The organism is Rhizobium lentis, assembly GCF_014200175.1.
In the GTDB taxonomy this organism is placed as follows: Bacteria; Pseudomonadota; Alphaproteobacteria; order Rhizobiales; family Rhizobiaceae; genus Rhizobium; species Rhizobium mulingense.
The window spans coordinates 61,924-79,889 of the sequence record NZ_JACHBD010000012.1 but is presented as its reverse complement, the minus strand read 5'-3'; the positions used below and the strand labels follow the sequence as shown (position 1 = coordinate 79,889).

Annotated in this window: 18 protein-coding genes; 8 read left to right on the top strand and 10 right to left on the bottom strand. The window is 61.8% G+C overall.

Annotation, left to right across the window (positions count from 1 at the left end):
• Positions 1 to 3: 3 nt before the first annotated feature.
• Together phnH and phnG are read right to left on the bottom strand one after the other, a co-directional pair.
• The gene (gene phnH / locus GGI60_RS25285) at positions 4 to 612 is read right to left on the bottom strand and encodes a phosphonate C-P lyase system protein PhnH (protein WP_183919194.1); all 609 of its coding nucleotides are present in this window, start codon (positions 610 to 612) and stop codon (positions 4 to 6) included.
• A complete protein-coding gene (gene phnG, locus GGI60_RS25280; protein ID WP_183919195.1) occupies positions 612 to 1,088 on the bottom strand; it encodes a phosphonate C-P lyase system protein PhnG in 477 nt (158 codons plus the stop codon). Before phnG ends, phnH begins: the two co-directional genes overlap by 1 nt.
• 161 nt (positions 1,089 to 1,249) lie before the next feature.
• On the opposite strand from phnG, the gene phnF reads away from it, so the two are divergent.
• On the top strand, positions 1,250 to 1,987 hold the full coding sequence (phnF, locus tag GGI60_RS25275; protein WP_183919196.1) for a phosphonate metabolism transcriptional regulator PhnF: 738 nt from the start codon (positions 1,250 to 1,252) through the stop codon (positions 1,985 to 1,987).
• Positions 1,988 to 2,032: 45 nt separating this feature from the next.
• On the opposite strand, the gene GGI60_RS25270 is transcribed toward phnF, so the two are convergent.
• The 6 genes from GGI60_RS25270 to mepA form a co-directional block, all read right to left on the bottom strand.
• On the bottom strand, positions 2,033 to 2,668 hold the full coding sequence (locus GGI60_RS25270) for a 2,3-bisphosphoglycerate-dependent phosphoglycerate mutase (protein ID WP_183919197.1): 636 nt from the start codon (positions 2,666 to 2,668) through the stop codon (positions 2,033 to 2,035).
• Between the two features lie 20 nt (positions 2,669 to 2,688).
• Positions 2,689 to 3,513: a 4-hydroxy-tetrahydrodipicolinate reductase gene (dapB, locus tag GGI60_RS25265; protein WP_183919198.1), complete on the bottom strand. Its 825-nt coding sequence runs from the start codon at positions 3,511 to 3,513 to the stop codon at positions 2,689 to 2,691.
• A 19-nt stretch (positions 3,514 to 3,532) separates the two neighbouring features.
• The gene (locus GGI60_RS25260) at positions 3,533 to 5,320 is read right to left on the bottom strand and encodes an ABC transporter ATP-binding protein (RefSeq protein ID WP_183919199.1); all 1,788 of its coding nucleotides are present in this window, start codon (positions 5,318 to 5,320) and stop codon (positions 3,533 to 3,535) included.
• A gap of 122 nt (positions 5,321 to 5,442) precedes the next feature.
• Positions 5,443 to 6,468, bottom strand: coding sequence for a glucokinase (locus GGI60_RS25255; protein WP_183919200.1), 1,026 nt, complete (start codon positions 6,466 to 6,468; stop codon positions 5,443 to 5,445).
• A 17-nt stretch (positions 6,469 to 6,485) separates the two neighbouring features.
• Complete coding sequence (locus GGI60_RS25250; RefSeq protein ID WP_183919201.1) at positions 6,486 to 6,866, bottom strand: methylglyoxal synthase; 381 nt, start codon at positions 6,864 to 6,866, stop codon at positions 6,486 to 6,488.
• A gap of 99 nt (positions 6,867 to 6,965) precedes the next feature.
• Positions 6,966 to 8,042, bottom strand: coding sequence for a penicillin-insensitive murein endopeptidase (mepA, locus tag GGI60_RS25245; RefSeq protein WP_183919202.1), 1,077 nt, complete (start codon positions 8,040 to 8,042; stop codon positions 6,966 to 6,968).
• A 245-nt stretch (positions 8,043 to 8,287) separates the two neighbouring features.
• On the opposite strand from mepA, the gene GGI60_RS25240 reads away from it, so the two are divergent.
• The 7 genes from GGI60_RS25240 to pncB all read left to right on the top strand — a co-directional run bounded on the left by GGI60_RS25240 (position 8,288) and on the right by pncB (position 17,136).
• Positions 8,288 to 10,120: an extracellular solute-binding protein gene (locus tag GGI60_RS25240; protein WP_183919203.1), complete on the top strand. Its 1,833-nt coding sequence runs from the start codon at positions 8,288 to 8,290 to the stop codon at positions 10,118 to 10,120.
• Positions 10,121 to 10,270: 150 nt separating this feature from the next.
• Positions 10,271 to 11,359 carry a microcin C ABC transporter permease YejB gene (locus GGI60_RS25235; protein ID WP_183919204.1) on the top strand — a complete coding sequence of 363 codons (1,089 nt, stop codon included), beginning with the start codon at positions 10,271 to 10,273 and terminating at the stop codon, positions 11,357 to 11,359.
• Entirely contained in the window at positions 11,359 to 12,507 is a 1,149-nt protein-coding gene (locus tag GGI60_RS25230) for an ABC transporter permease (RefSeq protein WP_183919205.1), read from the top strand. The genes GGI60_RS25235 and GGI60_RS25230 overlap by 1 nt, the downstream gene beginning before the upstream one ends.
• The gene (locus GGI60_RS25225) at positions 12,504 to 14,141 is read left to right on the top strand and encodes an ABC transporter ATP-binding protein (protein ID WP_183919206.1); all 1,638 of its coding nucleotides are present in this window, start codon (positions 12,504 to 12,506) and stop codon (positions 14,139 to 14,141) included. Before GGI60_RS25230 ends, GGI60_RS25225 begins: the two co-directional genes overlap by 4 nt.
• Positions 14,142 to 14,149: 8 nt before the next feature.
• Positions 14,150 to 15,109 (top strand): glyoxylate/hydroxypyruvate reductase A, encoded by a 960-nt coding sequence (locus GGI60_RS25220; protein WP_183919207.1) that lies wholly within the window; start codon positions 14,150 to 14,152, stop codon positions 15,107 to 15,109.
• Positions 15,110 to 15,307: 198 nt separating this feature from the next.
• Complete coding sequence (locus GGI60_RS25215; protein WP_183919208.1) at positions 15,308 to 15,664, top strand: hypothetical protein; 357 nt, start codon at positions 15,308 to 15,310, stop codon at positions 15,662 to 15,664.
• Between the two features lie 167 nt (positions 15,665 to 15,831).
• Entirely contained in the window at positions 15,832 to 17,136 is a 1,305-nt protein-coding gene (gene pncB, locus GGI60_RS25210; RefSeq protein WP_183934860.1) for a nicotinate phosphoribosyltransferase, read from the top strand.
• Here pncB and GGI60_RS25205 read toward each other — a convergent pair.
• Entirely contained in the window at positions 17,133 to 17,357 is a 225-nt protein-coding gene (locus tag GGI60_RS25205) for a CrpP-related protein (RefSeq protein WP_183919209.1), read from the bottom strand. The genes pncB and GGI60_RS25205 overlap by 4 nt on opposite strands.
• Before the next feature lie 327 nt (positions 17,358 to 17,684).
• Positions 17,685 to 17,894 carry a KTSC domain-containing protein gene (locus GGI60_RS25200; protein ID WP_183919210.1) on the bottom strand — a complete coding sequence of 70 codons (210 nt, stop codon included), beginning with the start codon at positions 17,892 to 17,894 and terminating at the stop codon, positions 17,685 to 17,687.
• Positions 17,895 to 17,966: the final 72 nt, after the last annotated feature.

The following is a 17,966-nucleotide window of genomic DNA, read 5'->3' as shown; positions in this document are numbered from 1 at the left end:
AGCTCAGATCTCCGTTGCTGTGATCTTGGTGGTGCGCGGCAGGCAGAGGAAGCGCTCGTCCGATGTCAGCACGATGTCGATGCCGCGCGGAAAGAGCGCGCGGTTCTCGGTCCAGAGCCGAAGGAAGGTCTCCTGCATCCCAACAGGTGCGATCTCTGTCACACTCTGGATGCCGGGGCCGATCAGCGCCAGTCCGCGGCCACCTTCGAGGGCGGAAAGTTCGATGATGAGCGTCGTCGAGCGGTCGGGATATTCCTGCGTGCCAGAGGCGAAGAGGCCGAAGGGGCAAAGCGCGGCACCGGCTTCGATGAAGGCGAAGCGTGCCTCGGCCTTCTCCGTGGTCAGCGGCGCGCCGGCGTGGAAGCCGAGCCATTCCGGCACGGCGGATTTCGTCAGCCCCGGCGAAAGCCAGACCGGCGTGTCGTGGTCGCAAAGCGTCAGCGCGATCGCGCCGGCGGCAATGCCCAGCGGCGCAGGCGGTGTGACATCGGGCTGAACGGTCTGGATCGTGCCGGGACGGGCCATGCCATCCATCAGCATCTTGAAGACGCTCTGGGCGTGGAAGACCGGCTCTGCAAAGCCGCCGGTCAAGGCTTCCATGTTGAAACCCATCAGTTGTCTCCCCGCACCATGGTAAAGAAATCGACGCGGGTCGCCGCCGTCTCGTCGGCCTTACGGCGTTCGGCAGCGGCGATCCGCTCAGTGATCGGCAAAAGCAGCGCCCGTTCGACGAAATCCTTCGTCGCTTCCTCCTGCCACAGCGCATCGAAGATCGCCGCCAGGCGCGCCTTCTCGCGGTCGGTGCCGAGCGCCTGCGCATGGCCGACCGAGCCGGAGTCGAGCCGGACCGTCGCGCGCGTGACCGTCACCTCGCCAAGATTGAAGGGAGCGCCGCCGCCGCCGATGCGTCCGCGCACCATCACCAGCCCGGTCTCCGGTCCACGAACCGGATGCGCCGCAGGCTTTTGCGGCAACGCATCCCAGGCCGCCGAGAGTTCGCTGCGTTCTGCGCGCGCCAACAGATCGGCGGCGCGTTTGCGCCCCGATGCCGTCTGTGACGCAGCGTTGTTCCTGTCCGCTGATTTCATCGACGCTTTCCTCGAAATGTCTATTGATATAGACAATTGCACAAGTTAGACTTATTCCTAAAACGATGCCGTGACAAGCGTGTGACACCCTGCAGCGCCTCCGCGTTCTTTCAGGCGTGTGAAGGGTGTTAAAAGGCGCGAAATGGCAGGGCGGGGATGGAATGGCGGGATTGAAGCAGGTGCAAAGGCAGACCGGCGTGGCGCTCTGGCGTCAGATCGCCGACCGAATTCGCGAGGCGATCGGCAACGGCGCCTATGACGAAACGGGAATGGTGCCACCCGAAACCGTCCTGGCGCTGCAATTCGGCGTCAACCGGCATACGGTGCGCAGCGCATTGGCGGCCTTGGCGCAGGAAGGCATCGTTCGTGCGGTGCAAGGTCGCGGCACGCTGATCGAGCGCAAGGAGCGGCTGAGCTTCCCGATCACCAGGCGCACGCGTTTTACCGCCGGCATTGGCGATCAGGCGCGCGAGATGCGCAGCCTGCTGCTGGATGAGGTGACGGAGGAGGCGAGCGTCGAGGTCGCCCGTTGGCTGGGCCTGAAGCCGGGCGCACAGGTGATCCGGCTGGAAACGCTGCGCGAGGCCGACAGGCGGCCGGTGTCAAAGGCGACGAGCTGGTTTCCCGCCGAGCGTTTCGCCGGGATCGGCGAGGCCTACGGTAAACATCAATCGATCACCAAAGCTTTCGCCGAACTTGGGCTGGCGGATTATGTTCGGGCGACGACCGAGGTGACGGCGGCGCATGCCGACACGGCCGATCTGGCCGATCTCGAACTCACCCCCGGTGCGATCCTTCTGATCGCCAAGGCGATGAATACCGATCTTGACGGCGTGCCGGTGCAATATTCGATCAGCCGGTTTGCGGCCGACCGGGTGCAGTTCACGATCGAGAATTGATACATGCGCCGTGCCAGCCGTCGTCGGCTGGCGCGGCGATTGGCTTCAATGTGCGCCGGACATGTCGCCGAGCACTTCCTTGGAAGCGACGGTGGAATCGACGTTCAGCTTGTAGACCATGGGAACGCCGGTCGCGAGGTTGAGGGCAAGCACGCCTTCCTTGCTCAGCTTGTCGAGCACCATGACCAGCGAACGCAGCGAATTGCCGTGTGCGGCGACCAGCACCTTCTCGCCCCTGAGCACGCGCGGCAGGATCTCCGTGAGATAATAAGGCCAGACGCGGGCGCCGGTATCGCGCAGGCTTTCGCCGCCGGGCGGCGGCACGTCATAGGAACGGCGCCAGATATGCACCTGTTCCTCGCCCCATTTGGCGCGAGCGTCGTCCTTGTTGAGGCCGGAGAGATCGCCATAGTCCCGCTCGTTCAGCGCCTGGTCGCGGATCGTCGGCAGGTCGGGCTGGCCGACCTTGTCGAGGATGAGCTTCAGCGTGTGTTGGGCGCGCACCAGTGCCGACGTATAAGCGACGTCGAATTTGATCCCGTATTCGGCGAGTGCTGCGCCGCCGGCATTGGCTTCCTGGATGCCGAGCTCGGTCAGATCGGGATCCTTCCAGCCGGTGAAGAGATTCTTCAGGTTCCAGTCGCTCTGGCCGTGGCGAACGAGGACGAGGGTTCCGCTCATCAATATGTCTCCGAATGTCGTTATTGGGAAGAAAGCCCGAGCACGTCGAGCATGGAATAGAGACCCGGCTTTTTGTCGCGCGCCCAGAGAGCCGCCTTGATAGCGCCGCGCGCGAAGATCGAGCGGTCGGCCGCACTGTGCGACAGGGTGACGATTTCGCCTTCTCCGGCGAAAAGCACGGAATGTTCGCCGATGACGGAGCCGCCACGCAGCGTCGCAAAGCCGATCGTGCCGGCCTCGCGAGCCCCGGTATGGCCGTCGCGCACCCGGACCGATTTCGAGGCGAGATCGATATTGCGCCCCTTGGCCGCGGCCTCGCCGAGAAGAAGCGCGGTGCCGGAAGGCGCATCCACCTTGTGCTTGTGATGCATTTCCAGGATTTCGATATCCCAGTCATCAGGATCGAGCGCCCGCGCAGCCTGTTCGGCGAGCACGCTGAGCAGATTGACCCCGAGGCTCATATTGCCCGATTTGACGATGCGGGCATGGCGGGCGGCCGCGGCGATCTTGGCATTGTCGTCTTCTGAACAGCCGGTGGTGCCGACGACATGGACGATGCGGGCCTGGGCGGCAAGGCCTGAAAATTCCACCGTCGCCCCCGGCGAAGTGAAGTCGAGCACGCCTTCGGCATGCAGGAAGGCATTGAGCGGATCGTCGCCGATGATGACGCCGGCCGGGCCGAGCCCGGCAATTTCGCCGGCGTCCTTGCCGACGAACGGCGAACCGGCGCGCTCGACGGCGGCATGCAAAGTCACGCCCTCGATGGAATGGATGAGCCGGATCAGCGTCTGTCCCATGCGCCCTGCCGCGCCGACCACCACCAGTTTCATCGCAGCATCGCTCATTTCGGTCTCTCGTATCAGCTTAGTTTGAATCGGAAGCCGAAGGCCTCTGCAGATTGTTGAGGCGAGCGTAAAGACCGTCGCTGACCTTCGCAAGCGTCTCGTGATTGCCTTCTTCCACGACCCGGCCCTGCTGCATGACGACGATCTTGTCGGCGCGCACAACCGTCGAAAGCCGGTGGGCGATGACGACGACGGTGCGTCCGGTCATCGCCTCGTCGAGCGCCTTCTGCACGGCGGCTTCGGATTCGGTGTCCAGCGCCGAGGTCGCCTCGTCGAGAAGAAGGATCGGCGCATTGCGCACCAGGGCCCGCGCAATCGACAGCCGCTGGCGCTGGCCGCCCGAAAGCGTTACGCCGTTTTCGCCGACCGGCGTATCGTAACCCTGTGGCTGGGCACAGATGAAATCATGCGCATAGGCAAGCCGGGCTGCCTCTTCTACCTCGGTATCGGTCGCTTCCGGCCGGCCATAGCGGATGTTGTCGCGGATCGTGCCCTCGAACAGGTAAGGCTGCTGGGAGACGTAGGCGAGCTGCTGGCGCAGCGACTTCTTGGTGATGTGGGCGATGTCCTGCCCGTCGATCAGGATCTCGCCCTGGCGCGGGTCGTAAAAGCGCGGAATGAGGTTGATGACGGTGGATTTGCCGGCCCCCGAGGGCCCGACCAGGGCCGTCGTCGCGCCCCCCTCGGCGATGAAGCTGACTCCGCTCAGTACGCTCTCATTGCCGTAGCCGAAGGAAACGTTGCGGAATTCGATCCTGGCTTGCGTCACCGTCAGCGGCTGAGCATCCGGCAGGTCGCGCTGGCGCGGCTCCATGTCGAGCAGTTCATAGATCATTCGCGCATTGACGACGGCGCGCTCCATCTGCACCTGCAGGCGCGCAAGCCGGCGGGCCGGGTCATAAGCCAGCAGCAAGGCGGTGACGAAGGAGAAGAAGGCGCCAGGCGGCACGTTGTAATAGATCGAGCGGTAGGCGGCATAGGCAAGCACGCTGGCAACGGCAAAGCCCGCAAAGCTCTCGGTCAGCGGCGAGGTGCGTTCGGAAAGCCGGGCAATCCGGTTTGCCCGGTTTTCAGCACCTTTGATAAGTTTGTTGACCTTGCGTTCCAGCTCCTCTTCCATCGTGAAGGCTTTCACGATGGCGATGCCTTGGATCGTCTCCTGCATGGCGCCCAGCACGTGGCTGTTCAGATGCACGGCTTCGCGGGTTGCCGAGCGCAGCCGTTTGGAAACATAGCGAAGCGCATAGAGCAGCGGCGGCGCCATGATGAACACGGCAAGGCTGAGCAGCGGGTCCTGGAGGACCATCACGCCGATCAGCGAAACGAAGGTCAGGAGATCGCGGACCGTCGACGTGATCGTGAGGTTGAGCACGTCGCGGATGCCGCTGACGTTCTGGCTCACCTGCGCGGCGATATGGGCCGAGCGCGCTTCGCTGAAGAAGCCGACGGAAAGCGTCATCAGATGCGCGTAGAGGCGGCGCTGATATCGCGCGACGATATCGTTGCCGACCTTGGAAAGCGCCACCGCCTGACCGTAGCTCGCAAAACCGCGCAGCACGAAGGCGACGAAGATCGAAAGACAGATGATCCAGACGACCTCGGCGCGGCGATTGGCGAAGGCCTCATCGATGATCGCCCGCATGATCCAGGCAGTGAACGCCGTCGAAAGCGCCACGATGATGAGGCAGGCAATCGCGAAGACATAACCCCAGAGATGGTCGCGGCCGTTTTCAGCGATGATGCGCTTCAGGATGCCGGTGACGGTATCGCTGCTGACGCTCTGCTTTCTGCTTTCCGCCGCTTCCAATAATGAGCTTTCCTGTCTCGACCCAACGCGGCGCAGGGGCGACGCGTGCTTTTGGCGGCTCTATAAAGAGTTGGGATCGGTTTGGCTAGAGTGCGGCGCGTCCGGGTGGGACGCGCACTGGGTCAGCGCCGCCAGCGGCGGCCTTCCGTCGAGACGCCGAAATCGGCCGGCATGCGCGCATAGGAGGAAAGCCCGGCAAGGGCTGCCAGCGGATGCGTCACTACATAGGTCGGGATGGTGCGAAGCAGCGCAGTATGCGGCGCCTTGTCCTCGAAGGCCCGGCGGAATTCCGGCTTCTTCAGCGCGGGGAGGATCTTCTGCGAGATGCCGCCGGAGAGGTAGACGCCGCCGCGTGCCATGAACACCATCGCCATGTCGCCGGCCACGCGGCCGAGATAGGTAGCAAATAGCGAGACGGTCTCGACGGCGGCCTTGTCGCTGCCGGCGAGCGCGTGCGAGGTGATGTCGGCCGGATCCTTCATCGTCGGCTGGATGCCGTCGACGATGCAAATGGCGTTATAGAGATTGACGAGGCCGCGCCCACAGAGGATCTGCTCGGCCGAGACGCGGCCTTCGATCGTCTCGATATGCGGGAAAATCTCATAGTCTCGCTTGCTGCGCGGCCCGAGATCGATATGGCCGCCTTCGCCTGGAACCGGGATCCAGCTGTGCTGGGCATGCACGAGCCCGCCGACGCCGAGGCCGGTGCCGGGTCCGAGCACGACGCGTGACGCGATCATGTCGCCGGTGGCATTGCCGATGCGCGCGCGGTTTTCATCCGACAGGGCGGCGATTGCCAGCGCCTGTGCCTCGAAATCATTGACGACGAGCACGTCTTCGATGCCGAGACCCTCGATCATCGTTCTCGGCCGCACCACCCAGTCGCAATTGGTCAGCGGGATCTCGTCATCGTTGATCGGCCCGGCCACGGCGAGGATCGCTGAACGCGGCTGCACAGCGGTCTTGTCGAGCACGCCGTTTTGGATCGCTTCGTCGATCGTCGCGAAATCTGCCGTGCGCACGTTCGGAAACTGCTTCGGCTCGGCATAGGCATCGGACAGGATGGAGAAGCGGGCATTGGTGCCGCCGATATCGCCGACCAGGATCGGGAAGGGCAGCGGAGCGGTGCTTTGGTTCGGTTTTGGCATGGCCGGTTCCGTGCTGATCAGGCTTCGAGGGTGGGAAGGAGCTTTATAGCGGTCGCGTGGTTGAGCGCCATCGGAATGTCGTAGACGATCGCCAGCCGCATCAACGCCTTCACGTCGACATCATGCGGCATCGGCGTCAGCGGATCGACGAAGAAGATCAGCGCATCGACCTCGCCGGTCGAAATCAGCGCGCCGATCTGCTGATCGCCGCCAAGCGGCCCGCTTTTCAGCCTGGTGACGTTGAGATCGGGAGCGGCGTCGAGCACGCGTCCGCCGGTCGTGCCTGTGGCGACGATCTTCCAGCGCGAGAGAAGATGCTCGTTGGCGCGGGCGAACGCCGCCATGTCATCCTTCTTCTGGTCATGCGCGATCAACGCAACGCATTTGCTGCCGGCCATGAAGTCAATCTCCGCCCGAACATTTCAATCGATTTGATCGCTTTATACCAAGAATTTGCGATTTGAAAGACAGCGCCCTGCCCTCGGTCTCGGGCGCCCTCATTGGATCGTCGGCTTATCGTTCGGAACAGGGCCGACATCCGGCAGCGCCTCATCGTCGTCGGCAGCCGGCGCTGCTGCCGGAGCGGCGGTGAAGGCCGTTGCGGCGGACGTCCCGCCATAGGTGGCGGCCTGCACCGAAGCGACGGAAGCGGCATCGAGCACTGCGGCGCAGGCCTTCGGCAGATCGGAGACCATCATCTCACGCGGCGGCTTCGGCGGCTTGGCGCCGGGCTTGGGCGGTTTCGGTGGCGCCCAAGGCGCCGGTGTGAACCAATAGGCAAGCGACTTGTCGCAACCGTCTCCGGAGCCGACAGGAGCTTGCGGCGTGCATCCGGCAGCACCGGGCGGGCATTTGATGCGGATGTGGAAATGCGAGTCATGGCCGTATATTGGCCGAAGCTTACCAAGGTTGGTGCGGTCGCCGGTCCAGGTGTCGCACATCTTCTTCTTGATCGCCGGATTGACGAAGATGCGCTCCACTTCGGGATAGCTCGCCGCCAGCATCAAAAGCCGCGCACGCGATTCCGTCCATACCTTGGGATTGACCGTGAGGAACTTGTCCTTCTGCAGCATACTGGTGAAGGGCAGGTCTTCGCGCTCCTGAGCCGTCATGTGGCGCGCCGGCATCGGGGTAAACCAGATATCAGCATCGAGGCCGATCTGGTGGGAGGAATGGCCGTTGAGCATCGGCCCGCCGCGCGGCTGGGCGATGTCGCCGACGAGTATGCCCGGCCAGCCGGCATATTTGACCGCATCCTGCGAAAACCGTTCCAAGAGCGCGATCATCGCGGGGTTGCCCCAGCGGCGGTTGCGCGATAGCCGCATCGCCTGCCAGGTCGGCCCGTCGGTCGGCAGCGCCACCGCGCCGGTCATGCAGCCCTTGGCATAAAAGCCGATCGGCTGGGCCGCCCCCTGCGTCGGCAGGCTGACGCCTGCGAATAGCGCCTTGGCACTGCCCGGGCTCGGCGTCTTCTGCTCGGCGCCGACGTCGCCGGCGGCAAGGCCTGCGCCGATTGCGCCGACGAGCGCCAGTCTGCCGAATGTCCTGAAAGCTTGAGCGAAGCCGAATGCCATGCTGTTCCCTTGAGAAGTGATTTGTTGCGAATCTAACGTGAAAAGAGATTTTGGTGAATCGATGATTTGCCGGGCGGGCGCCGGAGGCGGCGGTGGCGGATCGCCGCAGCGGTCAAGACATCTGCGATCGCTGACGCCGATAAGGGCTCAAAATTTCGCGAGCCCGGCAAAAACCAAACTCTCTCCTGTTTTTCGCCCCTATTTCTCGTATTGTCGAATCTATGAAAAATCAGGGGAAAACGTGAATGGCGGCTCTGTGGTTGAAGATCGGTGTGTTTCTGGCGCTTGCAGGTGTGTTGGCGCCATTGACGGCCGTGGGCCAGGACCAGCCATTTCAGATCGGAAGCTCGGTCGTCAGCGAGATGAAGTACAAGCCTGGCTTTGCGCATTTCGACTACGTCAATCCCGATGCCCCAAAAGGTGGCGATCTCCGTCTGTCCGCAAGCGGTGCCTTCGATACCTTCAATCCTCTGCTTGCGAAGGGCCAGACAGCGGTAGGTCTGTCGCTTGTTTATGACACCTTGCTGAAGCCGGCCGATGACGAACTCCTCGTCTCCTACGGCCTGCTTGCCGAAGGGCTCTCCTATCCAGATGACGTCTCAAGCGCGACCTTTCGGCTGCGCAAGGAAGCGAAATGGGCCGATGGTCAGCCGGTAACGCCTGAAGACGTCATCTTTAGTCTGAGCAAGACCAAGGAGTTGAACCCGATTGCCGGCAACTACTACCAGCACGTCGTTAAAGCGGAAAAGACGGGTGAGCGTGATGTCACTTTCACCTTTGATGAGAAGAACAATCGCGAACTGCCGAACATTCTTGGCCAATTGATGGTCGTCCCCAAACATTGGTGGGAGGCGCCGGGACCGGACGGTAAACCGCGCGACATTACCAAGACGACCCTGGAGCCGGTGATGGGGTCGGGACCTTACAAGATCGCCTCCTTCTCGCCCGGCGCCACGATCCGCTATGAACTGCGTGATGACTATTGGGGAAGGGACCTCAATGTGAATGTCGGCCAGAACAATTTCCGCAACGTCATCTACACCTATTTCGGTGATCGGGACGTCGAGTTCGAAGCCTTTCGCGCCGGCAACAGCGACTACTGGCAAGAAACAACCGCTGCCCGCTGGGCGACGGGATATGATTTTCCCGCAGTGAAGGAAGGACGCGTCAAGAAGGAGGAGGTTGCAAACCCGCTTCGCTCTACCGGCATCCTGCAAGCGCTCGTGCCCAACATGCGGCGCGACCTCTTCAAGGACATCAGGGTTCGCAAGGCGCTGAATTACGGTTTCGATTTCGAAGAGTTGAACCGCACGGTTGCTTTCAACAGTTATAAGCGGATCGACAGCTATTTCTGGAACACCGACCTCGCCTCCTCCGGCCTGCCTCAGGGACGGGAACTTGAACTACTGCAGGGGCTGAAGGACAAAGTTCCGCCAGAGGTCTTTACGACGCCTTACACTAATCCGGTCGGTGGTGATCCGCAGAAAAGCCGCGACAACCTCCGCAAGGCTATTGCACTGTTGAAAGAAGCCGGGTGGGAGCTCAAGAACAACAGGATGGCCAACTCCAAAACCGGCCAACCGATGAGTTTCGAGATCCTATTGTCGAGTCCAATGTTGGAGCGCTGGGCGGTGCCGTACGCCAACAACCTCAAGAAAATCGGGATTGATGCGCGCGTCCGTACAGTCGACGCGTCGCAAGCTGTCAATCGCGAACGCACCTTCGACTTCGACATGATCTGGAATGTTTGGGCTGAAACGATGAATCCGGGCAATGAGCAGGCCGACTACTGGGGTTCCGGCTCGGCCAATCAGCAGGGTTCTCGCAATTATGCCGGCATTGCCAACCCGGCCGTCGATGAGCTCATTCGCATGATTATCTTCGCGCCGAACCGCGATGAGCAGATAGCGGCGATCAAGGCCATGGACCGGGTCCTGCTTGCAAATCACTACGTCATCCCGCTGTTCTACCGCGAGACGCAAAACGTTGCCTATTGGAACACCATTACGCATCCGCCGGAGTTTCCGGCCTACAGCCTTGGTTTTCCGGACGCTTGGTGGTCCACCTCGGCAAAATGAGTGGGCTTGCATTGCAGGGGGCCCAGGCTCCAAATGGCGAAAGCGAATCACGACAAGCCGGCGGGGCCGGCAAGGGAAGGCTGGCGGATTGAGCGGCATTGGACTGAACGGCGTGCAGACAGGAAAAACATTCCCGGAGGCTGAAGGCTGATGGGTGCCTATATCATTCGCCGCCTGCTTTTGATGATTCCGACCATCGTCGGCATCATGGCGATTTCCTTCATCGTCGTTCAATTCGCCCCCGGCGGTCCGGTCGAGCAGGTGATCGCCCAACTGACCGGCCAGGCCGACAACGCCGATCAGCGCCTGTCCGGCGGCGGTGATCTTCTCGGCGGAGGAGGAGGCGAAGAAAGCTCGAAATATCGCGGCGCCCAGGGGCTCGATCCGGAGCTGATCGCCAAGCTTGAAAAACAATTCGGCTTCGACAAGCCGCCGCTGACGCGTTTCGGCGAGATGATGTGGAACTACATCCGCTTCGATTTCGGCGAGAGCTTCTTCCGCAACACCTCGGTGCTCGACCTCATCAAGGAAAAGCTGCCGGTGTCGATCTCGCTCGGCATCTGGATCCTGATCTTCTCCTACGCGATCTCCATCCCGCTCGGCATCCGCAAGGCAGTCAAGGACGGATCGACCTTCGATGTCTGGACTTCGGGCGTCATCGTCGTCGGTTATGCCGTGCCGAGCTTTCTCTTCGGCATCCTGCTGATCGTGCTTTTCGCCGGCGGCTCATTTTACGACTGGTTCCCGCTGCGGGGCTTGGTTTCCGATAATTTCGACCAGCTCGCCTGGTGGCAGAAGCCGCTCGATTATTTCTGGCACCTCACTTTGCCGCTGATCTCGCTTTCGCTCGCCGCCTTCGCCACGACGACGCTGCTCACCAAGAATTCCTTCATCGAGGAGATCAAGAAGCAATATGTCGTCACCGCCCGTGCCAAGGGGCTGAACGAGCGGCAGGTGCTGTATGGCCATGTGTTCCGCAATGCCATGCTGATCATCATCGCCGGATTTCCCGGCGCCTTCATCTCCGCCTTTTTCACCGGCTCGCTGCTGATTGAGAACATCTTCTCGCTCGATGGTCTCGGCCGCCTCGGCTATCTCTCGGTGGTCAATCGGGATTATCCGATCGTCTTCGCCACCCTCTACATCTTCTCGCTGCTCGGCCTTTTCGTCAGCCTGATCTCCGACCTGATCTACACCTGGATCGATCCGCGCATCGATTTCGAGCGGAGGGATGTCTGATGGACGCTACCGCAAATCCTGCCGTCGCAACCCCCGTCAAGCCGCCGCGCAAGGGCCTGCTGTCGCCGACCAATATTCGCCGCTGGCGGAATTTCCGGGCGAACGGCCGCGGCTACTGGTCGTTGTGGCTGTTCCTGCTGCTCTTCGTACTCAGCCTGTTTGCAGAATTCCTCGCCAACGACCGGCCGATCATCGCTTCCTACAAGGGCGAAATCCTCTTCCCGGTGCTGATCGACTATCCCGAGGAGAAGTTCGGCGGCTTCCTTGCCGAAACCGATTACCGTTCCTCGGTGATCGCAGACGAGATCAACGCCAATGGCTGGATGATTTGGCCGCCGGTCCGCTATTCCTACCGCTCGGTCAACTCCAACATTCCGCACTCGGCGCCGACGCCGCCCTTCTGGCTGATGACAAAGGAGGAGCGCTGCTCCGGCTATCCGCAAGGGGTCAACGATCCGGCCTGCACGCTGGGCAACCTCAATTGGCTCGGCACCGACGATCAGGCCCGCGACGTGCTCGCCCGCGTCATCTACGGTTTCCGCATCTCGGTGCTCTTCGGGCTGGCGCTGACCATCTGCTCGGCAATCATCGGCGTTGCGGCCGGCGCGGTGCAGGGTTATTTCGGCGGCTGGACCGACCTTTTGCTGCAGCGCTTCATCGAGATCTGGTCGTCGATGCCAGTGCTCTACATCTTGCTCATCATCGCCGCCATCCTGCCGCCCGGCTTCTTCGTGCTGCTCGGCATCATGCTGCTCTTTTCCTGGGTCGGCTTCGTCGGCGTCGTGCGCGCCGAATTCCTGCGCGCCCGCAATTTCGAATATGTGCGCGCCGCCCGCGCCCTCGGCGTCAATAACCGCACCATCATGTGGCGCCATCTGCTGCCGAACGCAATGGTCGCGACCCTGACCTTCCTGCCCTTCATCCTCTCCGGCTCGATCACGACGCTGACCTCGCTCGATTTCCTGGGCTTCGGCATGCCGCCGGGCTCCCCCTCGCTCGGCGAGATGATCGCCCAGGGCAAGACCAACCTGCAGGCGCCATGGCTCGGGCTGACGGCGTTCTTTACCATGTCGATCATGCTGTCCCTGCTGATCTTCATCGGCGAAGCCGTGCGCGACGCCTTCGACCCGAGGAAGACGTTCCGATGAATGACATGACAGAACCGCTCCTTTCCGTCCGCGATCTCTCGGTTGCCTTTCATCAGGGCGGCGACACCTCGCTTGCCGTCGATCGCATCTCCTTCGATATCGCCAAGGGCGAGGTGGTCGCGCTCGTCGGCGAATCCGGTTCCGGCAAGTCGGTCTCGGCCAATTCGATCCTGAAGCTTCTGCCCTATCCCACCGCAAGCCATCCGTCCGGCGAGATCCTGTTCAAGGGCAAGGATCTCTTGAAGGCGTCGGAGCGGGCGTTGCGTGAGGTTCGCGGCAACGACATCACCATGATCTTCCAGGAGCCGATGACCTCGCTCAATCCGCTTCATACGATCGAGAAGCAGATCGCCGAAATCCTCGCCCTGCACCAGGGCATCACCGGCCAGCCGGCGCGCCAGCGCGTGCTGGACCTGTTGAACCAGGTCGGCATCCGCGAGCCGGAAAAGCGGTTGAAGGCCTATCCGCACGAACTGTCCGGCGGCCAGCGCCAGCGCGTCATGATCGCCATGGCGCTGGCCAACCGGCCGGAATTGCTGATCGCCGACGAGCCGACCACGGCGCTCGATGTCACCGTGCAGGCGCAGATCCTCGAACTGCTGCGGCAATTGAAGGCGGCTCACGGCATGTCGCTGCTGTTCATCACCCATGATCTCGGCATCGTACGCAAATTCGCCGATCGCGTCTGCGTCATGACCAAGGGCAGGATCGTCGAGACGGGAACCGTCACGGAGGTGTTCGCCAATCCGAAGCACGATTATACCCGGCACCTCCTTGCTTCCGAGCCGCGCGGCGAGCCGCCGCTTGCCGATCCGTCGAAGCCGGTGGTGATGGAAGGTTCCGACATTCGCGTCTGGTTCCCGATTAAGGCGGGGCTGATGCGCCGCGTCGTCGACCACGTCAAGGCAGTCGACGGCATTGATCTTTCGCTACGCGCCGGGCAGACGCTCGGCGTCGTCGGCGAGTCCGGTTCCGGCAAGACCACCCTCGGCCTGGCGCTCACGCGGCTGATCTCCTCGCAAGGGCGGATCGCTTTTGTCGGCAAGGACATAGCCGGCTATTCGTTCAGCGAGATGCGGCCGCTGCGGAATCAGCTGCAGATCGTCTTCCAGGATCCTTACGGCTCGCTGAGCCCGCGCATGTCGGTCGGCGATATCATTGCCGAAGGGCTGAAGGTGCATGAGCGCTCCTTGAGCGCGGAAGAGCGCGACCAGCGCGTCTGCTGGGCGCTGGAGGAGGTCGGTCTCGACCCTCTGACCCGGTGGCGTTACCCGCATGAATTTTCCGGAGGCCAACGCCAGCGCATCGCCATTGCCCGCGCCATGGTGCTCAAACCGCGCTTCGTCATGCTCGACGAGCCGACCTCGGCGCTCGATATGAGCGTCCAGGCCCAGGTCGTCGATCTCCTGCGCGACCTGCAGAAGAAGCACGACCTCGCTTATCTCTTCATCAGCCATGATCTGAAGGTGGTGAAGGCGCTTGCCAACGACGTCATCGTCATGCGTTTCGGCAAGGTGGTGGAGCAGGGGCCTTCCTCGGAAATCTTCCGTGCTCCGAAGGACGATTACACCAAGGCGCTGATGGCCGCCGCCTTCAACATCGAGGCGGTGCCGACGCCCGCCGTGCAGCAGTAAAGAACATCATGTCCACACCCTCTCCTGTTCTCGTCGACATCAAGTTCAATCCCGAAGGCGTCGCCCGCGTGCTGAAAACGGCCTTTGCCGACCGCGGCAGCATCAATCTCGCCGATCCGGCCGATCGCATGCGGGATCTGCGAGCGGCCGAATACGCGCTTGTCTGGAAGCCTGATGCCGATCTTTTCAACCGGGCTCCGAACCTCAAGGTGATCTTCTCGGGCGGCGCCGGCGTCGACCATATCATCGGCATGGATGGCCTGCCTGATATACCGATCGTTCGTTTCGTCGATCGCAGCCTGACCACCCGCATGAGCGAATGGGTAGTGATGCAATGCCTGATGCATCTGCGCGGGCAATACGCCCATGATATCAGCCAGCGGCGGCGCGAATGGGCCAAATTGATCGCGCCCGAAGCAGCGGAGGTGACGGTCGGCGTCATGGGCCTCGGCATGCTCGGGCAGGACGCGGTCGCCAAGCTGAAAGTGATGGGTTTCAACGTCATCGGCTGGTCGCGCACCCGCAAAGAGATCGACGGCGTCGAGACCTTCGACGCGCGCCAACTGGACGGCTTCCTCGCCAGGACCGACATTCTCGTCGGTCTGTTGCCGCTGACACCAGACACTACGGGTTTCTATGATAGCGGGCTATTTAAGAAGCTCCGCCGCGACGGTGCGCTTGGACGCCCGGTCTTCATCAATGCCGGGCGCGGCCGCAGCCAAGTCGAGGCCGATATCGTCTCGGCGGTCCGGAGCGGCATCCTCGGCGGCGCCTCGCTTGATGTTTTCGAGGCGGAGCCCTTAGCATCAGATAACCCGCTGTGGGCGTTGGAGAACGTCTTCATCACCCCGCATGACGCGGCGGTCTCCGAAGAGAACGCCCTGTTCCGTCATGTCGAGACACAGATCGCCCGCTTCGAGCGCGGTGAACCGCTGCAATTCGTGATCGACCGCGCCGCCGGCTATTGAGCGCTCGGAACCTTCGAGACGACTGACCGTTTTCTCTGCGAACGTTTTGCGGTCGGATCGGCCGCTAGAACAGGATGATTTTAGGCCCGGTCGGCCTAAAATCTGAATCCTGTTCTAAATTAAAGAGTTAAAGCATGATGTCGTCCGAAAACCGCTCACACTTTTCGGCATCATGCTCTAAGGCAGCGGAAGGAGACGATGATGGCGCATCAGACGGAAACACGCTGGGAAAAATCCGACGGCAAGCTTCACAAGGAAGAGCAGATCCCGCCGGTCAAGGCAAAACAGGGGCGCATGGGATACCGGATCCTCACGGTGCTGCTCGTCGCGCTGATCCTCGCTTTCGTCGTGTGGATCCCGGTCGAGATCTGGGGTAATCGCGAGGCGAACGAGGTGGCGCCACAGCAGCCCGGCCAGCAGCTCCAGCAATCGGAAACAGCACCTGCCCCGACGCAGCAGAATAGCAACGCAGTGCCGACCGAGACGCCGGCAACAGCGCCGGCCCCGAATGTTGTGCCTGCGGCGCCGGCCCAGCCTGCGGCGCCGGCCCAATAGAGCAATTCCAGATGATCGCCCATCCCGCCGCCGTGCCGCGGCGGGATGTTTATGTTTTATCTGGACTTTGCCCGCCGATTTTTCGATAAGAAGACGCACGAGCCGGTTTCGTGCGCCGGCCCGGACACTTGGCAGCACCTGACCGGATTGGACAGGGGCAGGAATTCATGGCCAAGACCGATATTGCACGACGCGTCTACAATCACGCTTGGAAGCTCGACCCGATCATCCGCAGCCTGATCGATACCGACTTCTATAAGCTGCTGATGCTGCAGATGATCTGGAAGCTCTATCCAGACGTCAATGCCTCCTTCACGCTGATCAACCGGACCAAACGCGTCCACCTCGCCGAGGAGATTGACGAAGGTGAACTGCGTGAACAGCTGGATCACGCCCGTACGCTGAGGCTCTCCAAGAAGGAGATAATCTGGCTTGCGGGTAACAGCTTCTACGGCCGCGCGCAGATTTTCGAGCCGGAATTCCTCGGCTGGCTTTCCAACTTTCAGCTTCCCGAATACGAGCTGTCGAAGAAAGACGGCCAATATGTGCTGGATTTTCACGGGGCCTGGAAGGAAACCACGATGTGGGAGATCCCGGCGCTCGCGATCGTCAACGAGCTGCGGTCGCGCTCGGCGATGAAGGCACTCGGCCCTTTCACCCTTGACGTGCTCTATGCCCGCGCCAAGGCGAAGATGTGGTCGAAGGTCGAGCGGCTGAGGGAACTGCCAGGCTTGCGCATCTCCGATTTCGGCACCCGCCGCCGCCACAGTTTTCTGTGGCAGCGCTGGTGCGTCGAGGCGCTGAAGGAAGGCATCGGCCCGGCCTTTACTGGCACCAGCAATGTATTGCTGGCTATGGATTCCGATCTCGAGGCGGTCGGCACCAATGCCCACGAACTGCCGATGGTGGCCGCTGCCCTGGCGCAAACCGACGAGCAGCTGCGCAACGCGCCCTACAAGATCCTGCGCGACTGGAACAAGCTCTATGGCGGCAACCTTCTGATCGTCCTGCCGGATGCCTTTGGCACTGCGGCCTTCCTGCGCGACGCCCCGGAATGGGTGGCCGACTGGACCGGCTTCCGCCCGGACAGCGCGCCACCGATCGAAGGCGGTGAGAAGATCATCGACTGGTGGAAAAAGATGGGCCGCGATCCGCGGCAGAAGCTGCTGATCTTTTCCGACGGCCTCGATGTCGATGCCATCATCGATACCTACCGGCATTTCGAAGGCCGGGTGCGGATGAGCTTCGGTTGGGGCACGAACCTGACCAATGATTTTGCCGGCTGCGCCCCGACCGAAATCTCGGGCCTCAACCCGATCTCGGTCGTCTGCAAGGTCAGCGATGCCAATGGCCGTCCGGCGGTGAAGCTCTCAGACAATCCGCAGAAGGCGACCGGCGAACCGGCAGAGGTCGAACGTTACCTGAAATTCTTCGGCACCGAGGACAGGGTCGATCAGACCGTCCTGGTTTAGGCTCGCCGCGCCGCACGGCCGTCCCGGGGCATATCGATGTGCCCGGCCATCGCGTCCTCGATTGACCAGCCGAAGCGCCAGGCGTCGAACATCGAAAACCATTCCTGCAGGTCGGTGATCGGCAGGACATCCGGTTTCGACATCGGATTGTCGGCCAGACTGCGGCCGAGCGAACGGTCGCGTGCACCGCGTTCCTGCATCTCAAGCAGATCGTCGAACATCGTCACCCCCTCTTTAGACGGGGTTTATGCAATCATGCTAATGAAGCATTGTCGAGTCCGGATGCGACGATTTCGGTTTTTCACAGGATTAGCCCTAATTTGCTATCTCGATGCTGAGTTGACGGGGAGGCCCGGCTTCCTGGCTGGGGTCCGCCGCCGAGCCTCCCGGCTGGCCGATCTTCAAGTCGGCAGCGCCGACAACTTGGCGCGTTACGGCCGGTGCGATCCAACCAAGATGAGATCAATGGTGAACGGTCGGCTAATATCCACCGAATCTGCGCCGATCCCACACGATCCGGCAGGTCGGTTGCGGCATTCCTCGACTGTTCACGCAGCCAGCCTGCGAAACCGGGTTCTGATCCGGTCGAGGTAATAATGGCCGGGAGACTGCGCCGCCATCATCGCATGCGCTTCCGAAGAGGGAACGCCCTCGAACAGCCGCTCCTCGCCATTCCTGAAGCAAATCCTGAGCCGCCCGTCTTCCTGGCTGAAATAGACGGATTTGATGATCTTCGACTTCACCGAAAGTTCTTCCACCTGTTTTACCTCTGGTTATTAATTTTCCAGAGCATACCGCGTCACGTGCAAAGACCCGGTGAAGCGGCATGG

Excerpts from the sequence above, each read along its gene's own strand:
- phnH (WP_183919194.1), bottom strand. The coding sequence starts at position 612 with ATGGGTTTCAACATGGAAGCCTTGACCGGCGGCTTTGCAGAGCCGGTC.
- phnG (WP_183919195.1), bottom strand. The coding sequence starts at position 1,088 with ATGAAATCAGCGGACAGGAACAACGCTGCGTCACAGACGGCATCGGGG.
- phnF (WP_183919196.1), top strand. The coding sequence starts at position 1,250 with ATGGCGGGATTGAAGCAGGTGCAAAGGCAGACCGGCGTGGCGCTCTGG.
- GGI60_RS25270 (WP_183919197.1), bottom strand. The coding sequence starts at position 2,668 with ATGAGCGGAACCCTCGTCCTCGTTCGCCACGGCCAGAGCGACTGGAAC.
- dapB (WP_183919198.1), bottom strand. The coding sequence starts at position 3,513 with ATGAGCGATGCTGCGATGAAACTGGTGGTGGTCGGCGCGGCAGGGCGC.
- GGI60_RS25255 (WP_183919200.1), bottom strand. The coding sequence starts at position 6,468 with ATGCCAAAACCGAACCAAAGCACCGCTCCGCTGCCCTTCCCGATCCTG.
- GGI60_RS25250 (WP_183919201.1), bottom strand. The coding sequence starts at position 6,866 with ATGGCCGGCAGCAAATGCGTTGCGTTGATCGCGCATGACCAGAAGAAG.
- mepA (WP_183919202.1), bottom strand. The coding sequence starts at position 8,042 with ATGGCATTCGGCTTCGCTCAAGCTTTCAGGACATTCGGCAGACTGGCG.
- GGI60_RS25240 (WP_183919203.1), top strand. The coding sequence starts at position 8,288 with ATGGCGGCTCTGTGGTTGAAGATCGGTGTGTTTCTGGCGCTTGCAGGT.
- GGI60_RS25235 (WP_183919204.1), top strand. The coding sequence starts at position 10,271 with ATGGGTGCCTATATCATTCGCCGCCTGCTTTTGATGATTCCGACCATC.
- GGI60_RS25230 (WP_183919205.1), top strand. The coding sequence starts at position 11,359 with ATGGACGCTACCGCAAATCCTGCCGTCGCAACCCCCGTCAAGCCGCCG.
- GGI60_RS25225 (WP_183919206.1), top strand. The coding sequence starts at position 12,504 with ATGAATGACATGACAGAACCGCTCCTTTCCGTCCGCGATCTCTCGGTT.
- GGI60_RS25220 (WP_183919207.1), top strand. The coding sequence starts at position 14,150 with ATGTCCACACCCTCTCCTGTTCTCGTCGACATCAAGTTCAATCCCGAA.
- GGI60_RS25215 (WP_183919208.1), top strand. The coding sequence starts at position 15,308 with ATGATGGCGCATCAGACGGAAACACGCTGGGAAAAATCCGACGGCAAG.
- pncB (WP_183934860.1), top strand. The coding sequence starts at position 15,832 with ATGGCCAAGACCGATATTGCACGACGCGTCTACAATCACGCTTGGAAG.
- GGI60_RS25205 (WP_183919209.1), bottom strand. The coding sequence starts at position 17,357 with ATGTTCGACGATCTGCTTGAGATGCAGGAACGCGGTGCACGCGACCGT.